This is a genomic window from Haloferax sp. S2CR25 (genome assembly GCF_031624535.1).
Classification (GTDB): Archaea; Halobacteriota; Halobacteria; order Halobacteriales; family Haloferacaceae; genus Haloferax; species Haloferax massiliensis.
This window is the reverse complement of sequence record NZ_JAMQOO010000005.1, coordinates 24,522-43,997: the sequence shown is the minus strand read 5'-3', so window position 1 is coordinate 43,997 and position 19,476 is coordinate 24,522. Positions and strand designations below refer to the sequence as shown.

Below are 19,476 nucleotides of genomic sequence, written 5' to 3'. Positions count from 1 at the left end.
GACCGTACCGACTATCAGAATGACTGCTCGGGACGGGTGACGAATCCGAACGCCGCGGTTCCCTCGCTGAGGGCTTTCAGCCCGTCGAATAGGCTCCGCGCGCTCTGGTCGGGTCGGAAGTCGTCGCGGACGCCTCCCGCTTGCGTACCGCGCCCCGTCGGCTCCGACGCCGTTCGGACTCGCTGCGCCCCGAGTGCTCGTTCTCGTTTCCCCGCCTCACCGTCGGTCGGTCGTCGGTTCTCCGGTGAACAGGGGGGACGAACTCACCGCCTCCCCGACAATGATAGCACGAACCACTCCAAAACACGTTGGTAAAACGTACAATATGATGAGGGAAAGATAATCCTCCCATGGCGGACTGTAGTAACGACGACACCCACTTGACAGGTACCGGCGAGGACGCGATCGGTGCGGACGGTGGGTCGACCAACTATCGACGAGTGGTCGCCTCGCGCGTCGCATCCTGGTGGGCCGTGTTCATCGGCCTCACCGTCGCCCTCTCGAATCAACTCGGTTTCAGCAGCGCCGGGGAACCGGCCGGAGCGGCGACGCACTCCGGAATCCGTCGGTCGCCCGAAGACGTTGCTTCCCCGGCGCGGCGCGAGATTGACACGCCCGGCCACGCCGCGCACGCGCCCGACCTCGACGCTGGTCACCCGCTTCTCGGCGTCGACCCCGAACTGCTCAACTCCGAGCGTCGAATCCTGCAACTGCTCATCGTCGAGGGCGGACGGCTTCCGCAGTCGCAGGTGGTCGAGCGAACGCGCTGGTCCGATTCGACTATCAGCCGAACGCTGTGTCGGATGGAGACGCAGGGGCGAATCAGGCGCTTCCAACTCGGTTCCGGGAAGTGCGTCGTCCTCCCGCAGGACGACGAGTAACCGCTCGCGTCCGTCTGTCGGTCGCCTCGCCGGACTGCCGCTCGTCTCGTTTCTTGACTCCCGGTTCGTAACGGCCACAAAGTAGACATACTCCTTCGAGAGTGTATGGGCAACCACAGCGTCACTCGGTGACTCGACGGCGCTTCGGCCGCCCGCGCGGGCGGCGGGACGCCTCGGTCTTCGAGTTCGACGATTTCGCAACGATGACAACCCAGACGACCGCACCCCAAGATTCGAAAGAGTCCGTGCTGGGGAGGATGACAGACGCGGTGTTCGCACTCGACAACGACTGGCGGTTCACCTATCTGAACGTCCGCGCGGAGGACGTTCTCGGCGCCGACGCGTCGGAACTCGTCGGCGAACGGGTGTGGGACGCCTTTCCCGAGGCCCGCGACTCGACGTTCTACCGGGAGTACCACCGCGCCGTCTCGGAGCAGGAACCGGTCTCGTTCGAGGAGTACTACGAGCCGCTAGAGACGTGGTTCTCGGTGCGGGCGTTCCCGTCTGAGACGGGTCTCACCGTCTACTTCCGGGACGTGACAGAAGAGCGCGACCGCCGCGTCGAACTCGAACGCGAGCGCGAACGGCTCGGCGTCCGGGAACGCTTCGACGCGGTGTTCACAGCGGTGCCGGCCCTCGGTTCGAAGGCGTCGAACGTCGGCGACTTCGAGGCTCGACTCGTCGACCGAGTCCAGCGGGTCGACGGGATTCACTCGGCTCGGTTCGACAGGTTCGCCGCCGGCGACGGGACCGAACGCGCGACCCGGTGCGCCGGGACGCTGGCGTTCGACTCCGGGACGCCCGCCGCGTTCGACGAGGCCGCCGAACAGCGGACGGTGACGCGCGTCCCCATCGCCGAGACGGGCGTCGAGCGGTACGACGCGCTGAGCGCGACGCTCGTGTTCGTTCCCGTCGCCCTCGCCGATCGGTTCCACGGCGTGCTCACGCTCGCCGTCGACGAGTCCGTTCACGAGCACGCCGCCGCGACCCTCTTCGAACGCCTCGGAGCGGCGGTCGGCAGCGTCGTCGAGAACGTCGCCCGACGAGAGCGGTGTCGCTCTATCGCGGACGCGTTCGACCGGGCGGACGTGGGTATGTACCTCGTCGACGAGACCGACGACCTCGCGTGGGCGAACCAGACGTTCGCCGAGTACGTCGGCATCGACCGGGCGGACGCGGTCGGGCGCGACCACGAGCGGTTCGTCGACGAGCAGCTCGACGCGGTCCTCGAAGACACGGACCGGTTGGCGGACGCGCTGTTGGCCTCCGACCGGGGGGCTACGGACGGTTCGGAGGCGCGCTTGGCGCGCGTCAGCGAGAGCTACGACCGCGACGAGCGCGTCCTCGAACACACCGCCCACTCGGTCGAAGTGGGTCGGTTCGACGGCGGGACCGCCCACGCCTTCGAGGACGTCTCGGACCGGGTCGACGCCGAGGAGTCGCTCGCCGAAATCGAGTGGGTTCGAGACTCGCTTCTCGACGACTTCCCCGGGATGATATACCGGCGGCGGGACGCCGACACGTGGACCTTCGACCACGTCTCGGGACGGGTCGCGTCGCTCACCGGCTACGACGCGGACGAACTCAAGTCGAACGTGGCGTGGGAGACGACGGTCGTCCACCCGAACGACAGGCAGGAGGTTCGGGAGTCCAGCCGGTCGCAGCTCGCGGACGGCGAGTCGTTCGAACTGACCTATCGACTCGTCCACCGCGACGGCGGGATTCGCTGGGTCTGGGAGTACGGCCGGCGGCTCGAAACGGCCGACGGCGAGCGAATCGCGGGGTTCATCAGCGACATCACGGAGCGCCGCGAGGTCAAAGACCAACTCCAGTGGATAGAAGACCGCTTTCACTCGCTCGTCGAACACGTCTCGGAGTACGCCATCTTCTCTATCGACCGCGACGGCTGCATCGAAAACTGGAACGACGGCGCGAGGTGCATCACCGGTTACGATGCGGACGAGGCCGTCGGCATGCGTCTCTCCGCGTTCGTCCCGGACGACGGCGACGAGCGGTATCGCCCGGACTCGGGCATGGCCGAAGCGATGCTGGACGGCGAGTCCTCGGAGGAGGGCTGGATGCGCTCCAAAGACGGAAGCGAGTTCTGGGCCCGCGTCGCTCTGCGGTCGCTCACCGACGCCGACGGCGACGTACACGGGTTCGTCGCGGTCGTCCGCGACATGACGGAGCAGCGACGCCGGCGGCGCGAACTCGAACATCAGCGCGACGAACTCGTCACCCTGAACCGAATCAACGGGGTCATCCGTGACATCGACCGCGAGCTCGTCCGCGCGAACACGCGACAGGAGATCTGTACCGCCATCTGCGAGCGACTCACCAGCGACGACCGGTACGAACTGGCTTGGATCGGCGAGAGCGACCCCGCGCGAAACGCCGTCACGCCGATCGAATGGGCGGGCGAGCACGGCTCCTACGTGGAAGACCTCGACGTGACGCTCGACGGCGAGTTGGGCGACGGCCCGGTCGGGCGGTCGGTTCGCAACCAGTCGGTCGCGGTCACCCAGCGGATCGATTCCGACCCCCAGTTCGAACCGTGGCGAGAGGCCGCGCTCGACCGCGGGTTCTACTCGTCGGCGTCCGTCCCCATCGAGTACGACGGGATTCCCTACGGCGTCTTGTGCCTCTACAGCGGCGAATCGGAAGCGTTCGACGAGCGCGAACGGACGGTCCTCGCCGAACTCGCCGAGATGATCGGCTACGCGTTCAACGCCGTCGACCGAAAGCAGGCGCTCGTCGAGGACTCGATGACCGAACTTGAGGTGACGCTCTCCGATACGCTTCCCCGCCTCACCGAACTCACCGAGGGAACGGACGAGCGAATCTTCGTCACGAGCACGGCCGAGACCGCCTCCGGAACGTTCCTGCAGTACGTTCGTACCGAATCGGTCGACCCCCACGAGGTCGGGGCGGTTCTCGACGACGTCGACCGGGTCCAGTCGTACGACGTGCTCTGGAACCGGGAGACGAGCGGGTCGCTTTCGGTCTATCTCGACGAAGCGCCCCTCACACAGGTCGTGAGCGCCTACGGCGGACGGGTCGAATCGCTCGTCGCCGAAGACGGGGAGGCCACCGCCACGATTCGGTTCCCCAAGCGGGCGAACGTCCGCGCCGTCACCGAGCAACTCGGCGACGCCTTCCCCGACCTCGAAGTGGTTGCCAAACGGACGGTCTCGACCGAAGACGAGTCCCAACGCCTCGCCTCGATGGTCGACGAGGAACTGACGGACCGACAGACGGAGGTGCTTCGAACCGCGTTCCACGCCGGCTACTACGAGTGGCCCCGCGACACCGACGGGACGAACCTCTCCGAGCAGTTGGACCTCTCGCCGGCGACGGTCTCACAGCATCTCCGGGCGGCGCACAGAAAGGTCGTCAGAACCGTCGTGGAGCGCGGCGGGCAGTGACTCCCCGGCGGTCGGTCTCAGAGCGCGAGCGTAATCGTCCCGAACAGCATGAACAGGAACACGAGTTGGCGCGCTCGAACGTACGACGGCCCGACGCGGTTGACGTGCCCGAGTCCCGACGTGACGACCGCAGCGCCAACGAACACCGCGCTCACCACGGCGAATTCTCCCGTGAGCATCACTGGCCCTCCTCGGGCGAAGCGGTCGGCGTCTCTGTCCACCTTGTCACGTTTCCACGAGGCATGACTGTGGATTGCGCGCGTCGACATATCCTTATTCAGGGTGTAACTGAAACGGGACCGTCGCGCTATCTCGTGGTTCGTCCCTGACACGATTCCGTCTTTTCGGCGGTCGATTCAGCGCCGGCCGGCGTTACAGTGGCCGTAAGCGGAGCGAAATAGTGCCGCGAGTCGAACCGTTCGATATCTCCACATATCGGTCGCGTCACTCCCCAGCGAGGGCGCGATAGACGAAAAAGAGAACGACGACCACGGCGGGGACGAGCGCGTACGCAGTCCCCAGCGGACTCACGCTCGACGCGGTGACGGCGACGCCGGCGACGCCGAGTAACACGACGGCGATGTTCACTACCTGCGTCCGAGAGACCGTCACTCGGTCGCGCGTTGACTCAGACGCGGCCGACCCGACCACCGACTCTCCCGCGTCACCGACCGTCGAATCCGGGCCTCCCCTCGCGGACCTGTGAACCGTGTGGGCACCGTCGTTGCTCGGCGAGAACACGCGTCCGGTCTCGCGGTCGAAGACCACGCGACCGTCGTCGTCGAGTTGTGGGAGGTCGAAGTCGTAGAGTACGCTGTGTATCTCCTCGTCGGTCGGAACCATTCCGTCCGTCTCGTCTTGGAACCACGCCGAGAGCGCGACGGTTAGTTCGCCGACGGTGTACGGCGTCTCAGAACGTTCGTTCACGAGCGAGACCACGGTGTTCCGTCGCCGGGTTTCGGAGACGCCTCCGAGTCCGGGTCTATCGTCGAGCTTCGGGCCGGTATTTTCACCGGCATCGTCGGGGCCGGTCGGTGCCCACGATGGTGCCATTGACGTCAGGTGCTACGTAATCTATAAAAATAAAACCACGGTGTTTTCGCCTACGGAATCGGCAAAATCGACGTTTCAGTGGCCCTGTCGGCTTATCTAAACCATAATAATGGGCTACTGGTGTCTGGCACTCGACAGCGGTAGCAGGACCGCAGGACACGCTATGAGACACACACATCCGATTGACTATCGACGCGACTGTTCGGCGCTTCGCGGCGCGCTGAGTCCGACGGACGAGGGGCCGAGCCGATGACCGGAGACATCAACATCGCCGACCCGGTTCTCGGAGACGAAGAACTCGAACGCATCGAGTCCGTCGTCGAGTCGGGAATGATCGCCGACGGCCCCGAGGTACGCACGTTCGAATCCGAATTCGCGGACTACTGCGACGCCGACTACGGCGTGGCCACGTCGAACGGGACCACCGCGCTGCACACCGCGCTCGAAGCGGTCGGCGTCGGTCCCGGCGACCGCGTGCTGACGACGCCGTTTTCGTTCGTCGCGACGGCGAACGCGATTCGCTTCGCCGGTGCCGAGCCGGTGTTCGCCGACATCGACCCCGAGACGTTCAACCTCGACCCGGCGAACGTCGAAGCGACGCTCGAATCGCTCGAAGAGGACGTGAAGGCCATGGTCGTCGTCCACCTCTACGGCCTCCCCGCGCCGATGGCGGAACTCCGGGACATCGCCGACGAGCACGGCGTGGCCATCGTCGAAGACGCGGCGCAGGCGCACGGTGCCGAGTACTTCGACACGCCGGTCGGGTCGCTCGGCGACGCCGCGAGCTTCTCGTTTTACCCGACGAAGAACATGACGACGGGCGAGGGCGGGATGGTCGTCACCGACGACGAAACCGTCGCCCAGAACGCCGAGAGCTTCGTCAACCACGGTCGGGAGGCCGACGGCTACCGTCACGTCTCGCTCGGTCACAACTTCCGGATGACGAGCATCGCCGCCGCGATGGGTCGGGTCCAGCTCGAACGCCTCCCCGGATTCGTCGCGGACCGACGCTCGAACGCGGCGCGACTCGACGAACTGCTGGCCGACACGGACGCGGTGACGCCGACGGTCCCCGAGGGGTACGACCACTCGTACCACCAGTACACGATTCGGGTCGGCAACCGCGACTCGGTCATCGACCAACTGGACGAACGCGGCATCGGAAGCGGGGTGTACTACCCGCGTTGCATTCACGACCAGCCTGCCTACGAGTTCTTCCGCGTGAGCGTCCCCGCCGCCGAGCAGGTCGCCGAGCAGGCTCTCTCCATCCCGGTCCACCCCAGCCTCACCGACGCGGAGGTCGAACGCGTCGGGACCGTCCTTCGGGACGAGGTCACCATCGACCCGCCGTCCGGAACTCGGCCGTCCGCCATGGGGGTCTCCGATGACTGACGAGCCCGTGAGCGCCGGCGTCATCGGCGTCGGGAGCATGGGACAGAACCACGTCCGGGTGTACGACGAACTGGGCGACACGGAACTCGTCGGCGTCTACGACGTCGACGACGACCGGGCCGCGTCCGTCGCGGACGACTACGGGACGACCGCCCGGACGATGGACGGCCTCCTCGACGAGGCCGACGTCGTCTCCGTCGTCGTGCCGACGCAGTTCCACTACGAGAACGCGAAGCGCGCCCTCGAATCGGACGTTCACGTCCTCGTCGAGAAACCGTTCGTCGAGGACCCGGAGAACGGACAGGAACTCATCGACATCGCCGACGAGCGCGACCTCGCCTTGCAGGTCGGTCACATCGAGCGGTTCAACCCGGCGGTTCGCACCCTCCGCGACCTCGTCGACGACCTCGATATCCACGCGGTTTCGACCGAGCGACTCGGGCCGCCCATCGACCGCGCCATCGACGACACGGTCGTGATGGACCTGATGATTCACGACCTCGACATCGTCCTCGACATCGTCGACGGCGCGGTCGACTCGTACGACGCCGCGGGGACGCCGGACTGTCGCTACGCGAACGCGAACCTCACGTTCGACTCCGGCGTGGCCGCGTCGCTCACGACGAGTCGCGTCACACAGGAGAAAGTCCGCGGCCTCACCATCTCGGCGGCCGACTGCCGCGTGAAAGTCGACTACATCGACCAGAGCATCGAGATACACCGCTCGTCGGTCCCCTCGTACATCGACGACGAGTCGCTGGTCCGCCACCGCCACGAGAACTTCGTGGAGACGCTCGCGGTCGAGCAGGTCGAACCGCTGAAAAGCGAACTCCGCTCGTTCGCGAACGCCGCTCGAACCGGTTCGGACCCCGTGGTCGACGGCGAGCAGGGTCTCCGGGTGTTGAAGCTGACGAAGGCGCTCGACGAAGCGGCACAGGCGGAAGGCGGCAAAGATGGCCCATTAACCCCCAACGCGGACTGAGTCGCGGTCAAATCGAGCTTAGCACCTCTCTTGAACGGTGCAACAATCACGTTTTCGCCGAATTTCGATCCGGCCGCGAGACCCGTATGTCAATCGAAGAACAAGGCCGCTGTCATGCGATTAGCGGTCCATGAAACGGTCTGCAACGGTCACTAAACTGCTGCAATACGCGTTGATCACGGTCCGGTTTTCACAACAGTTCGGAGAATCCGGAACGGTGTCCCCTCTTTATTGGGGGTCACAATAACGGTTGGAGCGAGCATGACCACTCAAGTAAACGGCACCGAAAACGCGCTCATCGACCAGCACACGGACGCGGGCGAGCAGAAAACGGAACTTGGGAAAGACGAGATATATCACCTGCTCCAGAACGAACGCCGTCGGAAGGTCCTCGAATACCTGCGTGACTGCGAGGGACCGGTCCAGATGCGAGACATCGCGGAGCAGGTCGCCGCGTGGGAGCACGACACGACCGTGCAGGCGTTGATGTCCGACCAGCGTCAGCGCGTCTACATCGCCCTCTATCAGGCACATCTCCCCAAGCTCGACGAAGAGGGCGTCATCGACTACAACCAGAGCAGAGGTATCGTCGAGAAAAAGCCCCTCGCAAACGAACTCATCGCCCACCTCGAACTCCCCGAGGACGGCGACGACGACGAGACGGACGCCGAATCCGAGCGACCGTGGGGCGCGTACTACCTCAGCGTCTCGGGCCTGAGCACGGTCTTCGTCGGTGCGTCCGGGCTCGGTCTCGCCGGCTTCGACTCGATTCCTCACCTCGTCGTCGCGCTCGCGGTCATGAGTATCTACACGGTACTCACGTTCTGGCAAGTCCTCGACAATTTCGAGGCGACCGACGAAGAATAACGCTCTTGGAGTTCTGTCGCGTGACGCACACCGTTCGTCTGGTCCCGGTGTGAATACCCGATATATTACTGGGGATTTATACGCCGTCCGGCGCGGATTCTCCAGATACAAAGTAGTAACTCAATTGTCATGTTGGGCCGCAGGATTCATATTGCTGAACTAGAATCCTCGATATAACGTAAATCGGAGCTAATGATTTCAGACGCGTGTCTCCCTCGGTCGCGAGCGCTTGGTGGTGCCTCCCATCGGCCTACCGCGAGCCGAGCGGCCGTCTCGGCACCGTCGAATCGGGACACCCGCATCGAGGTGGTGCTTCGATAACTATGTCGTACGCTCGTGCGACGTTCGTTCTGGTCGTGCTCGTTCTCTCCGGCGCAGTCGTCCCCGCCCCGGTGCTGGCGACGGCCGATTTGGCGGCCGACGAGACGTCCGTCGAGGGGACGTTCACGAACACGATTTCCACCGACCGGACGAGTGGCTCGACGTATCTCTGGGCCTCAGAGCCGAATACGCTCGCCGTCGAGTTCGACTCCCCGAGCGAGTCCAACACGTACGAGGTGTGCGTGAGGGACGGCGGCGGCGAGCAGGTCGGCTGCACCGAGGCCAGTGGCACGTCCGGCAACCAGACCGTCGAGTTCGAGTACGAGTCCCTCTCCGAGTTCGAGGGGTCGAGCAACGTCTCTGTCGTCCTCTGGAAGAGCTTCCCGGGGCAGGCGGAGCGAATCGCCACCGACAGGATCAACGTCACGATACTTGAGAAGCAAGGCGACGTCGACGGCGACAATCTCAGCAACGTGAACGAGCGGACCAACAACACCTCTATGTTTCTCAAGGACACCGACAGGGACAGCCTCGAAGACGGGGCCGAGGTGAAGAAGCACGGGACGTCTCCGACGGCACCCGACACCGACGGCGACGGACTGAACGACGCGGTCGAACTGTCGAACTCGTTGAACCCGACGAACCCCGACACCGACGGCGACGGCATTCCGGACGGCGTCGAGATGCGACTGGGAACGCCGCCGAACAACGCCACCGTCGACACCGACGGCGACGGGCTGGACGACGGGTACGAGTACGAACACGGCACCAACCCCGTCGACCCCGACACCGACGGCGACGGACTGAACGACGGGCTAGAGCAGCGGCTCGGGACTGACGCCACCGACGGCAGCACGACCCCGATGCTCCTGTTCACGGCCGGGACGCTGCTCGGAGTCGTCGCCGTCGGCGGTCGCTGGTTCCTCGCCTCGTCGAGGTATCAGCTCGGCTCGTCGCTGTCCGCGTCTCGGCTGTTCGACCCCCTCGGAACCGAGACGGACGAGGGAGGCGACACACCGGACTCCCAGTCGGAGCCGCCGGAGTTCGACCGAGACGAACTCCAGCAGTCGTCCCAGCCCGTCCTGACCGACGAGGACAAGGTCATCCAACTGCTCCGCGACAACGGCGGCTGGGTCTACCAGAGCAAAATCGTCGACCAGACGGGGTGGTCGAAGTCGAAGGTCAGCCGACTGCTGTCGAGCATGGACGAAAACGAGGACATCGAGAAGATATCGGTGGGCCGGCAGAACGTCGTCGCCGAAGAGGGGTCGATGCCGAAGGGCGCGGAGTCGCCGTTCGACGAGTGACGCGCGGTCGCTCCCGTCGCGTCGACTCGGTTCCGACCCGCGTTAGGTACTCATCCGGCTCTGAACGCCTCTGGCGACGCTGTACACGAGCCCGGGGAGCTGCGCCGGCGCGGGCGTCGCCCCCGCCCGGAGGTACGACAGCCCCGTGTCGAACCGCCCCTCGCGGAGGTACTGCGCGGCGAGCGCGTACTGGTGGGTCCCCGTGACGTCGTACCCGCGCGTCTCTAACTCGACTACCTCCTCGGCGAAGGTCTTGAGGAAGTGCGCGTTGGCCCGCCGGACGGTGTCCGCGCTCGGCCCGCCGGAGGGGTACCGTCGCAACAGCGGTTCGTCCACGTAGGCGAGTTTCCCCTGCTTCAGGACGCGGATGAGGAACTCCGTGTCCTGATAGCGGTCGAACGACTCGTCGAAACCGTCGATTCGGTCGACCACCTCGGACTCGACGACGAGCGTCGACCCCGCGCTGGTGTGGAGGTTCTCCATGAGAATCTCCTTGACTAGCTCCTCGCCGCCCTCCGCGCCCTCTCGGGAGCCGTGGTCCCCGAGGAGGGTCTTGGCGCGCTCCACGAGCGGGTTGGCGTCCCCGTCGTCGAGAATCTCCGTCCCGCAGTAGGCGGCGACCCACTCGTCGGACCGCCGTTCGAGCGTCTCGACCTGTCGTTCGAGCTTCGTCTGCGCCCACTCGTCGTCGGAGTCGAGGAGCGCGATGTAGTCGCCGCTCGCGTCCGCGATTCCGGTGTTTCGGGCGGCGCTTCCCCCCCGATTCGTCTCGTGGACGAGGTAGTTCACTCTCGGGTCGTCGTAGGCGGTGACGACCGACGCGGTGTCGTCCGTGGAGGCGTCGTCGACGACGATAACCTCGACGTCGGACAGCGTCTGGTCGAGCGCGCTGTCGATGGCGCGGGGGAGCGCGTCCGCGCGGTTGTACGTGGGAATGATAACGCTCACTGTCGGCATCGGGTATCGACTGTTACTCTCCGTCGGGGGCGCATTATTATCGAGCCGGTAACGGGCGGGGCGGCGGCGTGCTTACCTATCGGATAATAATGGCTGGCTATGCCGACTCGGGTGTATGGACATCAACGACCTCCACGGCCACAGCACGCGCGTTCTCGACGAAATCGCTCGCTCGGTCGTCGTGGACCGCACCGTTCTCCGGCGCGTCCTCACCGGAGCGCTCTCGCAGGGACACGTCCTCCTCGAAGACGTTCCCGGCACCGGAAAGACCCTGACCGCACAGAGCTTCGCCACGGCGCTCGGCCTCTCGTTTAGTCGAATCCAGTTCACGCCCGACCTCCTTCCCGCGGACGTGACCGGGACGTACGTGTTCGACGAGCGAGACCGGTCGTTCGAGTTCAGCGAGGGCCCGCTGTTCGCGAACGTCGTCCTCGCGGACGAGATCAACCGCGCGTCGCCGAAGACGCAGGCCGCGCTCCTCGAAGCGATGGCCGAAGAGCAGGTGACGGTCGACGGCGAGACGCACCCGCTTCCCGACCCGTTTTTCGTCATCGCCACGCAGAATCCGGTCGAACAGGGCGATGGGACGTTCCCCCTGCCCGAAGCGCAGAAAGACCGGTTTCTCATCAAAGACAGTCTCGGCTATCCCGACGAAGCGGGCGAACTGGAACTGCTCGACCGCCGCGACGCGCGCGACGAACCCACGCCGACGGTGTCGCGGGTCCTCTCGACGGACCTCGTCCGGGAGATGCAGCGCGTCCCCGAGACGGTCCGCGTCGACGACGAGATAAAACAGTACATCGTCGACATCGTTCGCGCGAGCAGAGCGGACCCGCGCGTCGCGGTCGGCGTCTCGCCGCGCGGCTGTCAACGGCTGTTCGAGGTCGTCCGCGCGACGGCCGCCGTCCACGGTCGGGGGTTCGTCATCCCGGACGACGTGAAGGCCGTCGTCCACGCGACGGTCGCCCACCGAATCGTCCCGACCGCCGAGGCGACCGTCGACAACGTCGAGCGGAGCCAACTCGTCGACGACGTGCTCGCCGAAGTCTCCGTCCCCACGGTCAATCGTGGAGGGCGAGCGTGAGGAAGACGAGGGCGACGAGCATGAACGCGACCGCGTGAAGCGGTAGTCCGGGCGTCCCGAGGTCGCGGACGACGAGTCCGGCCCCGACCGCGACGCCCCCGACGAGCGCGCTTCCGCCGAAGTGGGCCGCCTCGATGGTCCACGTCCTCGACTCGCGGCCCAACTGTTCGCCCACCGAGATGGAGTTCTCCGCGGCGTCCCACGACACGACGAGCGCCGCACACGAGACGAGCAGGGCGAGCAAGCCGGCCGTCTGGAACAGACCGCCGGCGACGACCGTCAGGAGAACCGACGCGCACCCGAGTTTACACAGTCCGCGCGACCCGGCTCCGCGGAGCGGAAGCACCCCGAGTCCGAGGCAGAACACGCCGAGGATACCGAGCCCGGTCTCGATGAGTTGCGGTCGGCCGGCGGCGCTCGCCGCGGCCGCGCCGGCACCGCCGACGGCGACGAGGACACCGACGAGCAGGCCGAGCACGCCGAGCAGTTGCCGTCCCGTTCTGAAGCGGTGTGCGCCCTCGCTCGTGATGACGAGTCCGGCTACGGCCGCGAACAACCCCGCGGACGCGCCGGAGACCACGACGGATACAGAGAGCGCGGCGGCGAACAGCGACAGCGCCGCGCTGAGTCGCGCCGGCCGTCTGGTGACCGCTCCCGCTCCGCTCATATTCGAACCCCCCGTTGCGTGTCGATTGCGAGCGCGAGCGGGTCGTCGAGCGACCATTCGATGGCGGGGATACCGACCTGACGGAGCGACCGCAGTCGGTTGCGTCGCTCGGCGACCGCCAGTCGCTCGCCGGGCGTCTCGTCCGCCGTCACGTCCGGCGAGACGACCGTGACCGGGTGGCCGTGGCTGTCGAACCGACGCGCGACCTCGACGGCGAGGTCGTCACAGACGGGCGAGACGAAGAGCAACTGCGTCTGCTCGCCGAGCCGACCGAGGTACGACTCGACCTGCGCGTCGACCGACTGGTCGGCGTCGGTCGGCTTCGCGGAGAACGCCGAGTGCCTCGAAAGCAGCTTCCGCAACCGGAGTCGGTGTTCCCGACCCGCGCCCGGCAGTTGGAAGCAGTCTTCGGCCGCGAGCGCGGCGAGACCGACGCGGTTGCGGCCTTTCAGCAGGGAGGCCGTCAACTGCGCCGCGGCGGACACCCCCGCGTCGACGGCGTGGGTCTCCCCGGGCGGCCCCCTGTAGGCGACCGCTCGCGCGTCGACGAGGACGAGGATCGACGCCGCCTGCTCTTCCCTGAAGTCGATGGTCGTCAACTCGCCGGAGGAGGCGTACCGCTTCCAGTCGATCTGACTGACCGGGTCGCCGCGGCGGTACGACCGCGTCTGCTGGAACTCGATGCCCGACCCCATCCCGTTCGCGGTGACGCCGCCGACGGTGTCGAGGGTCTGCGACCGGAGCGGCGGTTCCGTAATCTCCGCCGTGCAGTCGAGTTCCGTCTCGTCTGCGGCCCGAACGTCGACTTCGACCTCCCTGTCGCCGCTGGCGTCCCGAACGACCGCGGTGGCGTCGTCGAACGCGTGCCGCCCGTGTTCGGCTTCGACGGCGTACGAGAACGTCCGCGTGTCGCCGGGTCGAAGCACCATCCCGCTCCTCGCCGGGCCGTCCGTGACGGAGAGCGCCGGGGGGACGCCGTCGACGATTCGGCAGTCGTACAGCGTCGCGTCGCCCTCGTTCGTCACCGCGACCTCGATTTCGACCTCGTCGCCCTCCGCCGGTGAACTGGTGTCGACGCGGCGTTCGAGAGTCAGCTCCGGCGTGGGCGTCGGGACGACTCGGTGGTACGCCGCGAAGACGATGCCGACCGTCGACAGAAAGAGGAGCTCCTGTCGCTGCGCCAGGAGCCCGCCGGCCGCGACGACGAGCGAGACGGCGACGACGCCGCGCCAGCGGTTCGTCTCCTGCGGCGTCGTCATCGGTCCGCACCTCCATCGACCGCGTAGACGGCCTCGGCGGCCCGCCGGGCGCGGAACTCAGCGGGCGTCCGCCGTCGCGGAAGCGCGCTGAGCGCGGTGACGAGCGTCGACCGGTTCGGACTCCCGAGGAACGACGCCGCCTCGGCGTCGTCGGTCCACTCGCCGCGTCGAACGAGTCGCCGCGCGCGGCTTCGACCGCAGTTCCGCTCGCGCATCACCGCCTCGACGGCCGCCGTCCGGAGCCGCGTTTTCACGCGCTTTCGGGTGCTGTCCCCGAAGACAGGCGTTCGATACTCCCATCCACGAACCGTCTCGTCGAAGTCGCGACCCGCGGGCGGGGCCCGAACGGGGACTTCCGGGTCCGGCGTTTCCACCTGCTGCAGTTCGCTCTCGCGGCCGGAGACGACGACCGGGAGCGCCGCGAGCAGCGCGATGCCGGAGAGCGCGGCCACGAGGACGTAGTCACCGCCCAGTTCGGAGACGAGCGCCGTCGTTCGGGGGCCGATTCCCCGCGCGACCGTTCCGACGGCGAGACACCCGAGACCGAGGAGACCGAACAGTATCCGTCGGCGGTTCACGACTGGTCCCTCCCCCCGGACGAGTCGAGGCGTTCGAGGTACTCCCGCGCCCGACGGCGTCGGTCTTCGGTCACCGGCGCGCCGCCGTATCTGACCTCCTCGAACAGTTCCGTGAGCGACCACACCGTGTTCGCGTCGGCCCCGTTTTCGCGGGCGACCGCCGCTCGCTCTCGGGGCGTGAGCAACTGACGGTCGTCGAGTCGAAGGCGTTCGACCATCTCGTACCACGCTTCGGTGACCTCGTTTTCCGGGGCGGGCGGCAGGTCGGCGGCACGGTTGTCGTCGCCGGCGGTCGGCCCCGTTCCGGAGTCGTCGCTCCCGAACCGAGCGACGAGCGGGCGCAGGTGTTCGGCGAGTCGTCGCCGGTATCGGACGACGACTGCGAGGGCGACGACGCCGGCCAGCGCGACGAGCAGTTCGACGAGGCGCGAGAGGAGCGCGAGCAGGGCGTCGATGAGGCGCTCCAGCGGGTTCGTCTCGTCCGGGGTCTCTCCCGGCCCGTCCGACTGGTCGCGCTGCGCGTTCGAACGCTCCGACGCGGAGTCGCTGTCGCTGTCGTCGGGACCGCTGGAACTGGACTGGTCCGACTGTGACGACCGCTGACCGCTGTGTTCCTGCTGACTCGGGCCGTCCGTCAGCGTCTGGTATTCGCGTTTGATGTCGCTGGCGTCGCCTCTGTCGAGCGGGAGCGATGCGTAGTCGAGGTCAATCGCCTCGCTCGGGGAGGAATCGACCGCCGATTCGAGGGACCCGGCCGCCGAAGCGACGACGAACAGACACACGAGAGCCAGTCCGAGCGTGACGAGCACGTCACTGTCCATCCGACCAACCTCCGCGGGTGTCTAGGCGTATCACGATACGTGTAGGGCCGCTCCCGGCCATACTAATTATCGGGCCGATAAGCCGCCGCTACGTAGTCGATAATAACGGTGGGTGACTGTGATGTCTCGTTCGAGTTCGAGATGGAGATTCCATCCAAGACACTGAAACGTGCGAGTATCGCTCTCCTCGTCGCGCTCTTGATGACGACGGCCGGCTGTTCGTCGTTCGCGGGCGGCGACGCGGGAGGCACGACAGCGGCGACTGACACCGCGGACACGACGGAGATGACCGCGTCCGACGTCGAGGGGGCCGCGAACGAAACGACGTCTACGGACGACGCGACGGCCGCGGAGACGACGTCCGCGAACGAGACGAACGAGTCGTCGGATTCCGCCTCCGACGCAGACTCCGACTCACACAGCCACGACTCGCCGACGAACGCCAGCGACGAGTCGACCGTCGACGCGGCGTACACCGGGCAGATGGCCGTCATGGTCGGCGGCGAGCGCGTGAGCCTCACAGAGGACCTCGACGAGGACGCGCCGATTCACATGAGCGACGTCGACTCGTGGCACACGAACGAGAGCACGACGCTCGCGGAGGCGCTCGACGCGGCGGACGTCGACGCCACCGAGTCGTCGCTGACCTACGACGGCGAGACCTACGAGGAGTCCGAAGACGGGACGAAACTCATCTACCGCGTCGATAGCCACGAGGTCGACCCCGAGGAGTACACGCTCGAATCGGACGACAAGGTGTGGGTGCTGGTCGTGACCGACGACTCGAACGTCACCGCCCCCGGCGAGTACATCCCGCCGGAACAGCTCCACGTCCACGGCACTATCGACTTCACCGTCGACGGCGAGCAACTCGACTTCAGCCGCGACAAGTACCAGCAGGCGGGTCACAACGACCACTTCCACTTCGAGGGCGGCCACTCGAACCCGTGGCACGCGCACTCCGCGCACGTCACGCTCGCCTACGGCATGTCGACGCTCGACGGCATCAACATGACCGACGAGAGCGTCACCTACAACGGAACGACCTACCCCTACGACGGTGAAAACGGGACCGTGACCGTCACCGTGAACGGCGAGTCCGTCGACCCAACCGACTACTACCTCAAGAACGGCGACTCGGTCTCTATCGAGATAGAGTCCGCCGACTAAGCTTCCGCGCTCGTTTATTTATGTACACGAATCACCGAACAGCAAGCGGTCTCCGACCGATACGACGTTCGTCTCCGCGCGTCGCCCCCGCGGGCGGACTCCGCGAGAGCGGCGCGGGCGGGTGGTGTGAATGAAACGGAACATGGTCACCGCGTTCCTCTCTATCTTCGGGGGGCGCATCTTCATCGTGCTGTCCTCGGTGGTCCTCACGCCGCTTCTCATCACGACGCTCGGATTCGAACTGTACGGTCGCTACGGCACGCTCACCGCCGTCTTCGGCATCTCGACGATTTTGATGAGTTCCGGCATCAACAGCGGTGCCCGGAAGTTCCTCGCCGAAGACCGCTCGATTTCGGACTGGCAGACCCACGTGTTCGGGTACTACTTCCGTCTCGGGACGGTTCTCGCGGTGCTGACCGCGCTGGCGTTCGCCGCCGTCGCGCGGTTCGGTATCGTCACGCGGTTCCTCGGTCCCGAGTACGTCGTCGGCTTCTACGGCCTCGCCGGCCTCACCATCGCCACGCAGTTCCGCGAGTACGCCCGCCGGTCCCTGATGGGTCTCAAACAGGAGCACCTCTCGGAACCGCTTCGCGTGCTCAACAAGGTCGGAACCCGACTCGCGCTCATCGGCATCGCCTATCTCGGGTACGAAATCGGGGGGCTGATGGTCGGTCTCATCGTCGTCAACAGCCTCGTCGCGCTGCTCGCGCTGTGGTGGGTCCGCAAGAACATCTCGCTTCGCGGCGTCTTCACCACGACGCCGCGGGGCTTTCCGACCAAAGAGCTGTTCAGCTTCAACCATCTCTCGGTGGTCTACATGCTGTTTCTCACGTCGATGTACCACGTCGACGTGCTGATGCTCGCGTCGTTCGTCACCGAGACGCGCGTCGGCTACTACAAGTCCGCGCTGGTCATCAGCCAGTTCCTCTGGGTCATCCCCCGCTCGATTCAGTCGATGCTCGTGCAGTCCGTCTCTGACCTCTGGGCGGACGAGCGAATCGACCAGATAAACGAGATCGCCTCCCGCGTCACCCGTTACGGGATGCTCGTCATCATCCTCCTGTCGCTCGGATTGGCGGCGCTCGCGAGGGACTTCGTCCCGCTCTACCTCGGTTCCGGGTCGATGCCGGTCGTCACGCCGCTTCTCATCCTCCTCCCGGGAACAATCGGCTTCGCGGTCGTCCGGCCCATCCTCGCCATCAGCCACGCGAAGGCCGACATGAAGCCGCTCATCGCGGCGACCGGGGCCGCGGCGACGTTGAACATCGTCCTGAACGTCGTCCTCATCCCGCGGTACGGCATCCTCGGGGCCGCCGTGGCGACGACGACGGGGTACGCCTCGCTCCCGGTGTTCAACCTCGCGAGCGCGCGCTACCTCGGATTCAAGCCGTTCTCCGACGCCCGCATCGTGCGCGTGCTCGCGACGGGGTTCATCTCCGGGGTGCCCATCTTCCTGCTCTCGATGACCATCGAGAGCAGCCTCCTCGCGTTGGTGGTCGTTCCGGTCGTCGGCCTCCTCGTCTTCGTGACCGTGGCGTTCATGGTCGGGGCCGTGGACGCCGACGAGGCGCTGGACCTGCTGAGTTCGCTCCCTGCCCCCGTCGGTCCCCGCGCCACCGCGATACAGGGCCGCCGCGGCGGCATCAACGCCGGCGGTCCCTCGTGGGGCAACGAATCGTGGACCGACCGGCACAAGAACACGCTTCAGCGCGTCCTCCTCGTCGCCGGAGTCCTGCTTTCGGTCTCCGGCGTCGCCCTCGCCGTCGGCGTCCCCAGCGTCGGCATCGCTCCCTCGGTCGACGGCGACTCGCCGGTGCCGCAAGTGAACAACACGACTCCCGTGACCGACACGCCGATGCCGACGACCGATGCGCCGGTCACAACGACTGACACGCCCGACCCAACGACTTCGTCGACCGAGACGGAGACGCCGACAAACGGCACGCCGACGGCGACGAACACGACCAGTCCGCCGTCGGAGACAACGACGACGACGACCGAGTCGGACGACGACGGCGGGTGGTTCTGGGGCGGCGGCGGTGACGACGACCAGACGACCACCGCGACGTCGACGTCGACGGCGACGGCGACGGATACGCCGTCGAACAACACGACGACGGCGACGGACACGCCATCGAACAACACCACGACCACGACGACGGATACGCCCTCGGACAACACGACGACGACGACAGACACGCCATCGAACAACACGACGTCCACCGCGACGACTGATACGCCGACGGACAACACCACAACCACGGCGACTGACACGCCGACGGATACCGCGACGACGACTACCGAGACACCGACAGACACGACGACGACATCGACGGACACCACGACCGCGGAGACGACAACGACCGAAACAACGACCACGGCGACTGACACCACGACCACAGAGACGACAACGACCGAAACGACGACATCCACAGAGACGACGACAACCTCCACGGACACCGCGACCGCGGATTCGACGACCGACACGACGACTTCGACAGACACCTCGACGGAGACGACGACGTCGAATACGACCGACGGCGGGTCGACGCTCCTGATGGCTCAACCGATTCCGGTGACCCAGTGGTTCGCTTCGGCTCCGTCGCCGCTCGGCGGGTCGACGTGGTTCCACTCGGTCTTGGCCGTGGGAGTCGCGGCGCTCGCCGGTCGAAGCGCGCTCTGACGAGTCGTCTCGCTTTTTTGACGCCGACT

Annotated in this window: 16 protein-coding genes; 9 read left to right on the top strand and 7 right to left on the bottom strand. The window is 66.3% G+C overall.

Annotated elements, in window-relative coordinates; translation table 11 throughout:
• Positions 1-350 precede the first annotated feature (350 nt).
• Both NDI65_RS13115 and NDI65_RS13110 read left to right on the top strand, forming a co-directional pair.
• The gene (locus NDI65_RS13115) at positions 351-881 is read left to right on the top strand and encodes a hypothetical protein (protein ID WP_226908789.1); all 531 of its coding nucleotides are present in this window, start codon (positions 351-353) and stop codon (positions 879-881) included.
• A 203-nt stretch (positions 882-1,084) separates the two neighbouring features.
• Positions 1,085-4,306: a PAS domain S-box protein gene (locus NDI65_RS13110; protein ID WP_310893723.1), complete on the top strand. Its 3,222-nt coding sequence runs from the start codon at positions 1,085-1,087 to the stop codon at positions 4,304-4,306.
• A gap of 17 nt (positions 4,307-4,323) precedes the next feature.
• Here NDI65_RS13110 and NDI65_RS13105 read toward each other — a convergent pair whose 3' ends face one another.
• A complete protein-coding gene (locus tag NDI65_RS13105) occupies positions 4,324-4,485 on the bottom strand; it encodes a hypothetical protein (RefSeq protein ID WP_167344164.1) in 162 nt (53 codons plus the stop codon).
• Between the two features lie 265 nt (positions 4,486-4,750).
• On the bottom strand, positions 4,751-5,359 hold the full coding sequence (locus NDI65_RS13100) for a hypothetical protein (protein WP_167344163.1): 609 nt from the start codon (positions 5,357-5,359) through the stop codon (positions 4,751-4,753).
• Positions 5,360-5,608: 249 nt separating this feature from the next.
• Here NDI65_RS13100 and NDI65_RS13095 point away from each other — a divergent pair, with 249 nt between their 5' ends.
• From NDI65_RS13095 to NDI65_RS13080, 4 genes are all read left to right on the top strand, one after another.
• On the top strand, positions 5,609-6,751 hold the full coding sequence (locus NDI65_RS13095; RefSeq protein ID WP_089780984.1) for a DegT/DnrJ/EryC1/StrS family aminotransferase: 1,143 nt from the start codon (positions 5,609-5,611) through the stop codon (positions 6,749-6,751).
• The gene (locus NDI65_RS13090; protein ID WP_089780982.1) at positions 6,744-7,733 is read left to right on the top strand and encodes a Gfo/Idh/MocA family oxidoreductase; all 990 of its coding nucleotides are present in this window, start codon (positions 6,744-6,746) and stop codon (positions 7,731-7,733) included. The genes NDI65_RS13095 and NDI65_RS13090 overlap by 8 nt, the downstream gene beginning before the upstream one ends.
• 261 nt (positions 7,734-7,994) lie before the next feature.
• Complete coding sequence (locus NDI65_RS13085; protein WP_089780980.1) at positions 7,995-8,600, top strand: hypothetical protein; 606 nt, start codon at positions 7,995-7,997, stop codon at positions 8,598-8,600.
• A gap of 323 nt (positions 8,601-8,923) precedes the next feature.
• Positions 8,924-10,228, top strand: coding sequence for a MarR family transcriptional regulator (locus NDI65_RS13080; protein ID WP_089780978.1), 1,305 nt, complete (start codon positions 8,924-8,926; stop codon positions 10,226-10,228).
• Between the two features lie 42 nt (positions 10,229-10,270).
• Here NDI65_RS13080 and NDI65_RS13075 read toward each other — a convergent pair whose 3' ends face one another.
• Entirely contained in the window at positions 10,271-11,185 is a 915-nt protein-coding gene (locus NDI65_RS13075; protein ID WP_089780977.1) for a glycosyltransferase family 2 protein, read from the bottom strand.
• Positions 11,186-11,300: 115 nt separating this feature from the next.
• On the opposite strand from NDI65_RS13075, the gene NDI65_RS13070 reads away from it, so the two are divergent.
• Positions 11,301-12,269 carry a MoxR family ATPase gene (locus NDI65_RS13070; RefSeq protein WP_089780976.1) on the top strand — a complete coding sequence of 323 codons (969 nt, stop codon included), beginning with the start codon at positions 11,301-11,303 and terminating at the stop codon, positions 12,267-12,269.
• On the opposite strand, the gene NDI65_RS13065 is transcribed toward NDI65_RS13070, so the two are convergent.
• The 4 genes from NDI65_RS13065 to NDI65_RS13050 are packed head-to-tail and all read right to left on the bottom strand — an operon-like array spanning position 12,247 to position 15,594.
• Positions 12,247-12,936: a hypothetical protein gene (locus NDI65_RS13065; protein ID WP_089780974.1), complete on the bottom strand. Its 690-nt coding sequence runs from the start codon at positions 12,934-12,936 to the stop codon at positions 12,247-12,249. The two genes, NDI65_RS13070 and NDI65_RS13065, sit on opposite strands and share 23 nt — an antisense overlap.
• Positions 12,933-14,195 carry a DUF58 domain-containing protein gene (locus NDI65_RS13060; RefSeq protein WP_310893722.1) on the bottom strand — a complete coding sequence of 421 codons (1,263 nt, stop codon included), beginning with the start codon at positions 14,193-14,195 and terminating at the stop codon, positions 12,933-12,935. Before NDI65_RS13060 ends, NDI65_RS13065 begins: the two co-directional genes overlap by 4 nt.
• On the bottom strand, positions 14,192-14,773 hold the full coding sequence (locus tag NDI65_RS13055) for a hypothetical protein (protein ID WP_042666532.1): 582 nt from the start codon (positions 14,771-14,773) through the stop codon (positions 14,192-14,194). The genes NDI65_RS13060 and NDI65_RS13055 overlap by 4 nt, the downstream gene beginning before the upstream one ends.
• The gene (locus NDI65_RS13050; protein ID WP_089780970.1) at positions 14,770-15,594 is read right to left on the bottom strand and encodes a DUF4129 domain-containing protein; all 825 of its coding nucleotides are present in this window, start codon (positions 15,592-15,594) and stop codon (positions 14,770-14,772) included. Before NDI65_RS13050 ends, NDI65_RS13055 begins: the two co-directional genes overlap by 4 nt.
• A gap of 141 nt (positions 15,595-15,735) precedes the next feature.
• On the opposite strand from NDI65_RS13050, the gene NDI65_RS13045 reads away from it, so the two are divergent.
• Both NDI65_RS13045 and NDI65_RS13040 read left to right on the top strand, forming a co-directional pair.
• Entirely contained in the window at positions 15,736-16,764 is a 1,029-nt protein-coding gene (locus NDI65_RS13045; protein ID WP_089781276.1) for a hypothetical protein, read from the top strand.
• Positions 16,765-16,894: 130 nt separating this feature from the next.
• Positions 16,895-19,447: a polysaccharide biosynthesis C-terminal domain-containing protein gene (locus NDI65_RS13040; protein ID WP_193310971.1), complete on the top strand. Its 2,553-nt coding sequence runs from the start codon at positions 16,895-16,897 to the stop codon at positions 19,445-19,447.
• Positions 19,448-19,476: the final 29 nt, after the last annotated feature.

Bases quoted from the DNA above. Each gene is read 5' to 3' on its own strand.
- NDI65_RS13115 (WP_226908789.1), top strand. From the start codon at position 351: ATGGCGGACTGTAGTAACGACGACACCCACTTGACAGGTACCGGCGAG.
- NDI65_RS13110 (WP_310893723.1), top strand. From the start codon at position 1,085: ATGACAACCCAGACGACCGCACCCCAAGATTCGAAAGAGTCCGTGCTG.
- NDI65_RS13105 (WP_167344164.1), bottom strand. From the start codon at position 4,485: ATGCTCACGGGAGAATTCGCCGTGGTGAGCGCGGTGTTCGTTGGCGCT.
- NDI65_RS13100 (WP_167344163.1), bottom strand. From the start codon at position 5,359: ATGGCACCATCGTGGGCACCGACCGGCCCCGACGATGCCGGTGAAAAT.
- NDI65_RS13095 (WP_089780984.1), top strand. From the start codon at position 5,609: ATGACCGGAGACATCAACATCGCCGACCCGGTTCTCGGAGACGAAGAA.
- NDI65_RS13090 (WP_089780982.1), top strand. From the start codon at position 6,744: ATGACTGACGAGCCCGTGAGCGCCGGCGTCATCGGCGTCGGGAGCATG.
- NDI65_RS13085 (WP_089780980.1), top strand. From the start codon at position 7,995: ATGACCACTCAAGTAAACGGCACCGAAAACGCGCTCATCGACCAGCAC.
- NDI65_RS13080 (WP_089780978.1), top strand. From the start codon at position 8,924: ATGTCGTACGCTCGTGCGACGTTCGTTCTGGTCGTGCTCGTTCTCTCC.
- NDI65_RS13075 (WP_089780977.1), bottom strand. From the start codon at position 11,185: ATGCCGACAGTGAGCGTTATCATTCCCACGTACAACCGCGCGGACGCG.
- NDI65_RS13070 (WP_089780976.1), top strand. From the start codon at position 11,301: ATGGACATCAACGACCTCCACGGCCACAGCACGCGCGTTCTCGACGAA.
- NDI65_RS13065 (WP_089780974.1), bottom strand. From the start codon at position 12,936: ATGAGCGGAGCGGGAGCGGTCACCAGACGGCCGGCGCGACTCAGCGCG.
- NDI65_RS13060 (WP_310893722.1), bottom strand. From the start codon at position 14,195: ATGACGACGCCGCAGGAGACGAACCGCTGGCGCGGCGTCGTCGCCGTC.
- NDI65_RS13050 (WP_089780970.1), bottom strand. From the start codon at position 15,594: ATGGACAGTGACGTGCTCGTCACGCTCGGACTGGCTCTCGTGTGTCTG.
- NDI65_RS13045 (WP_089781276.1), top strand. From the start codon at position 15,736: ATGGAGATTCCATCCAAGACACTGAAACGTGCGAGTATCGCTCTCCTC.
- NDI65_RS13040 (WP_193310971.1), top strand. From the start codon at position 16,895: ATGAAACGGAACATGGTCACCGCGTTCCTCTCTATCTTCGGGGGGCGC.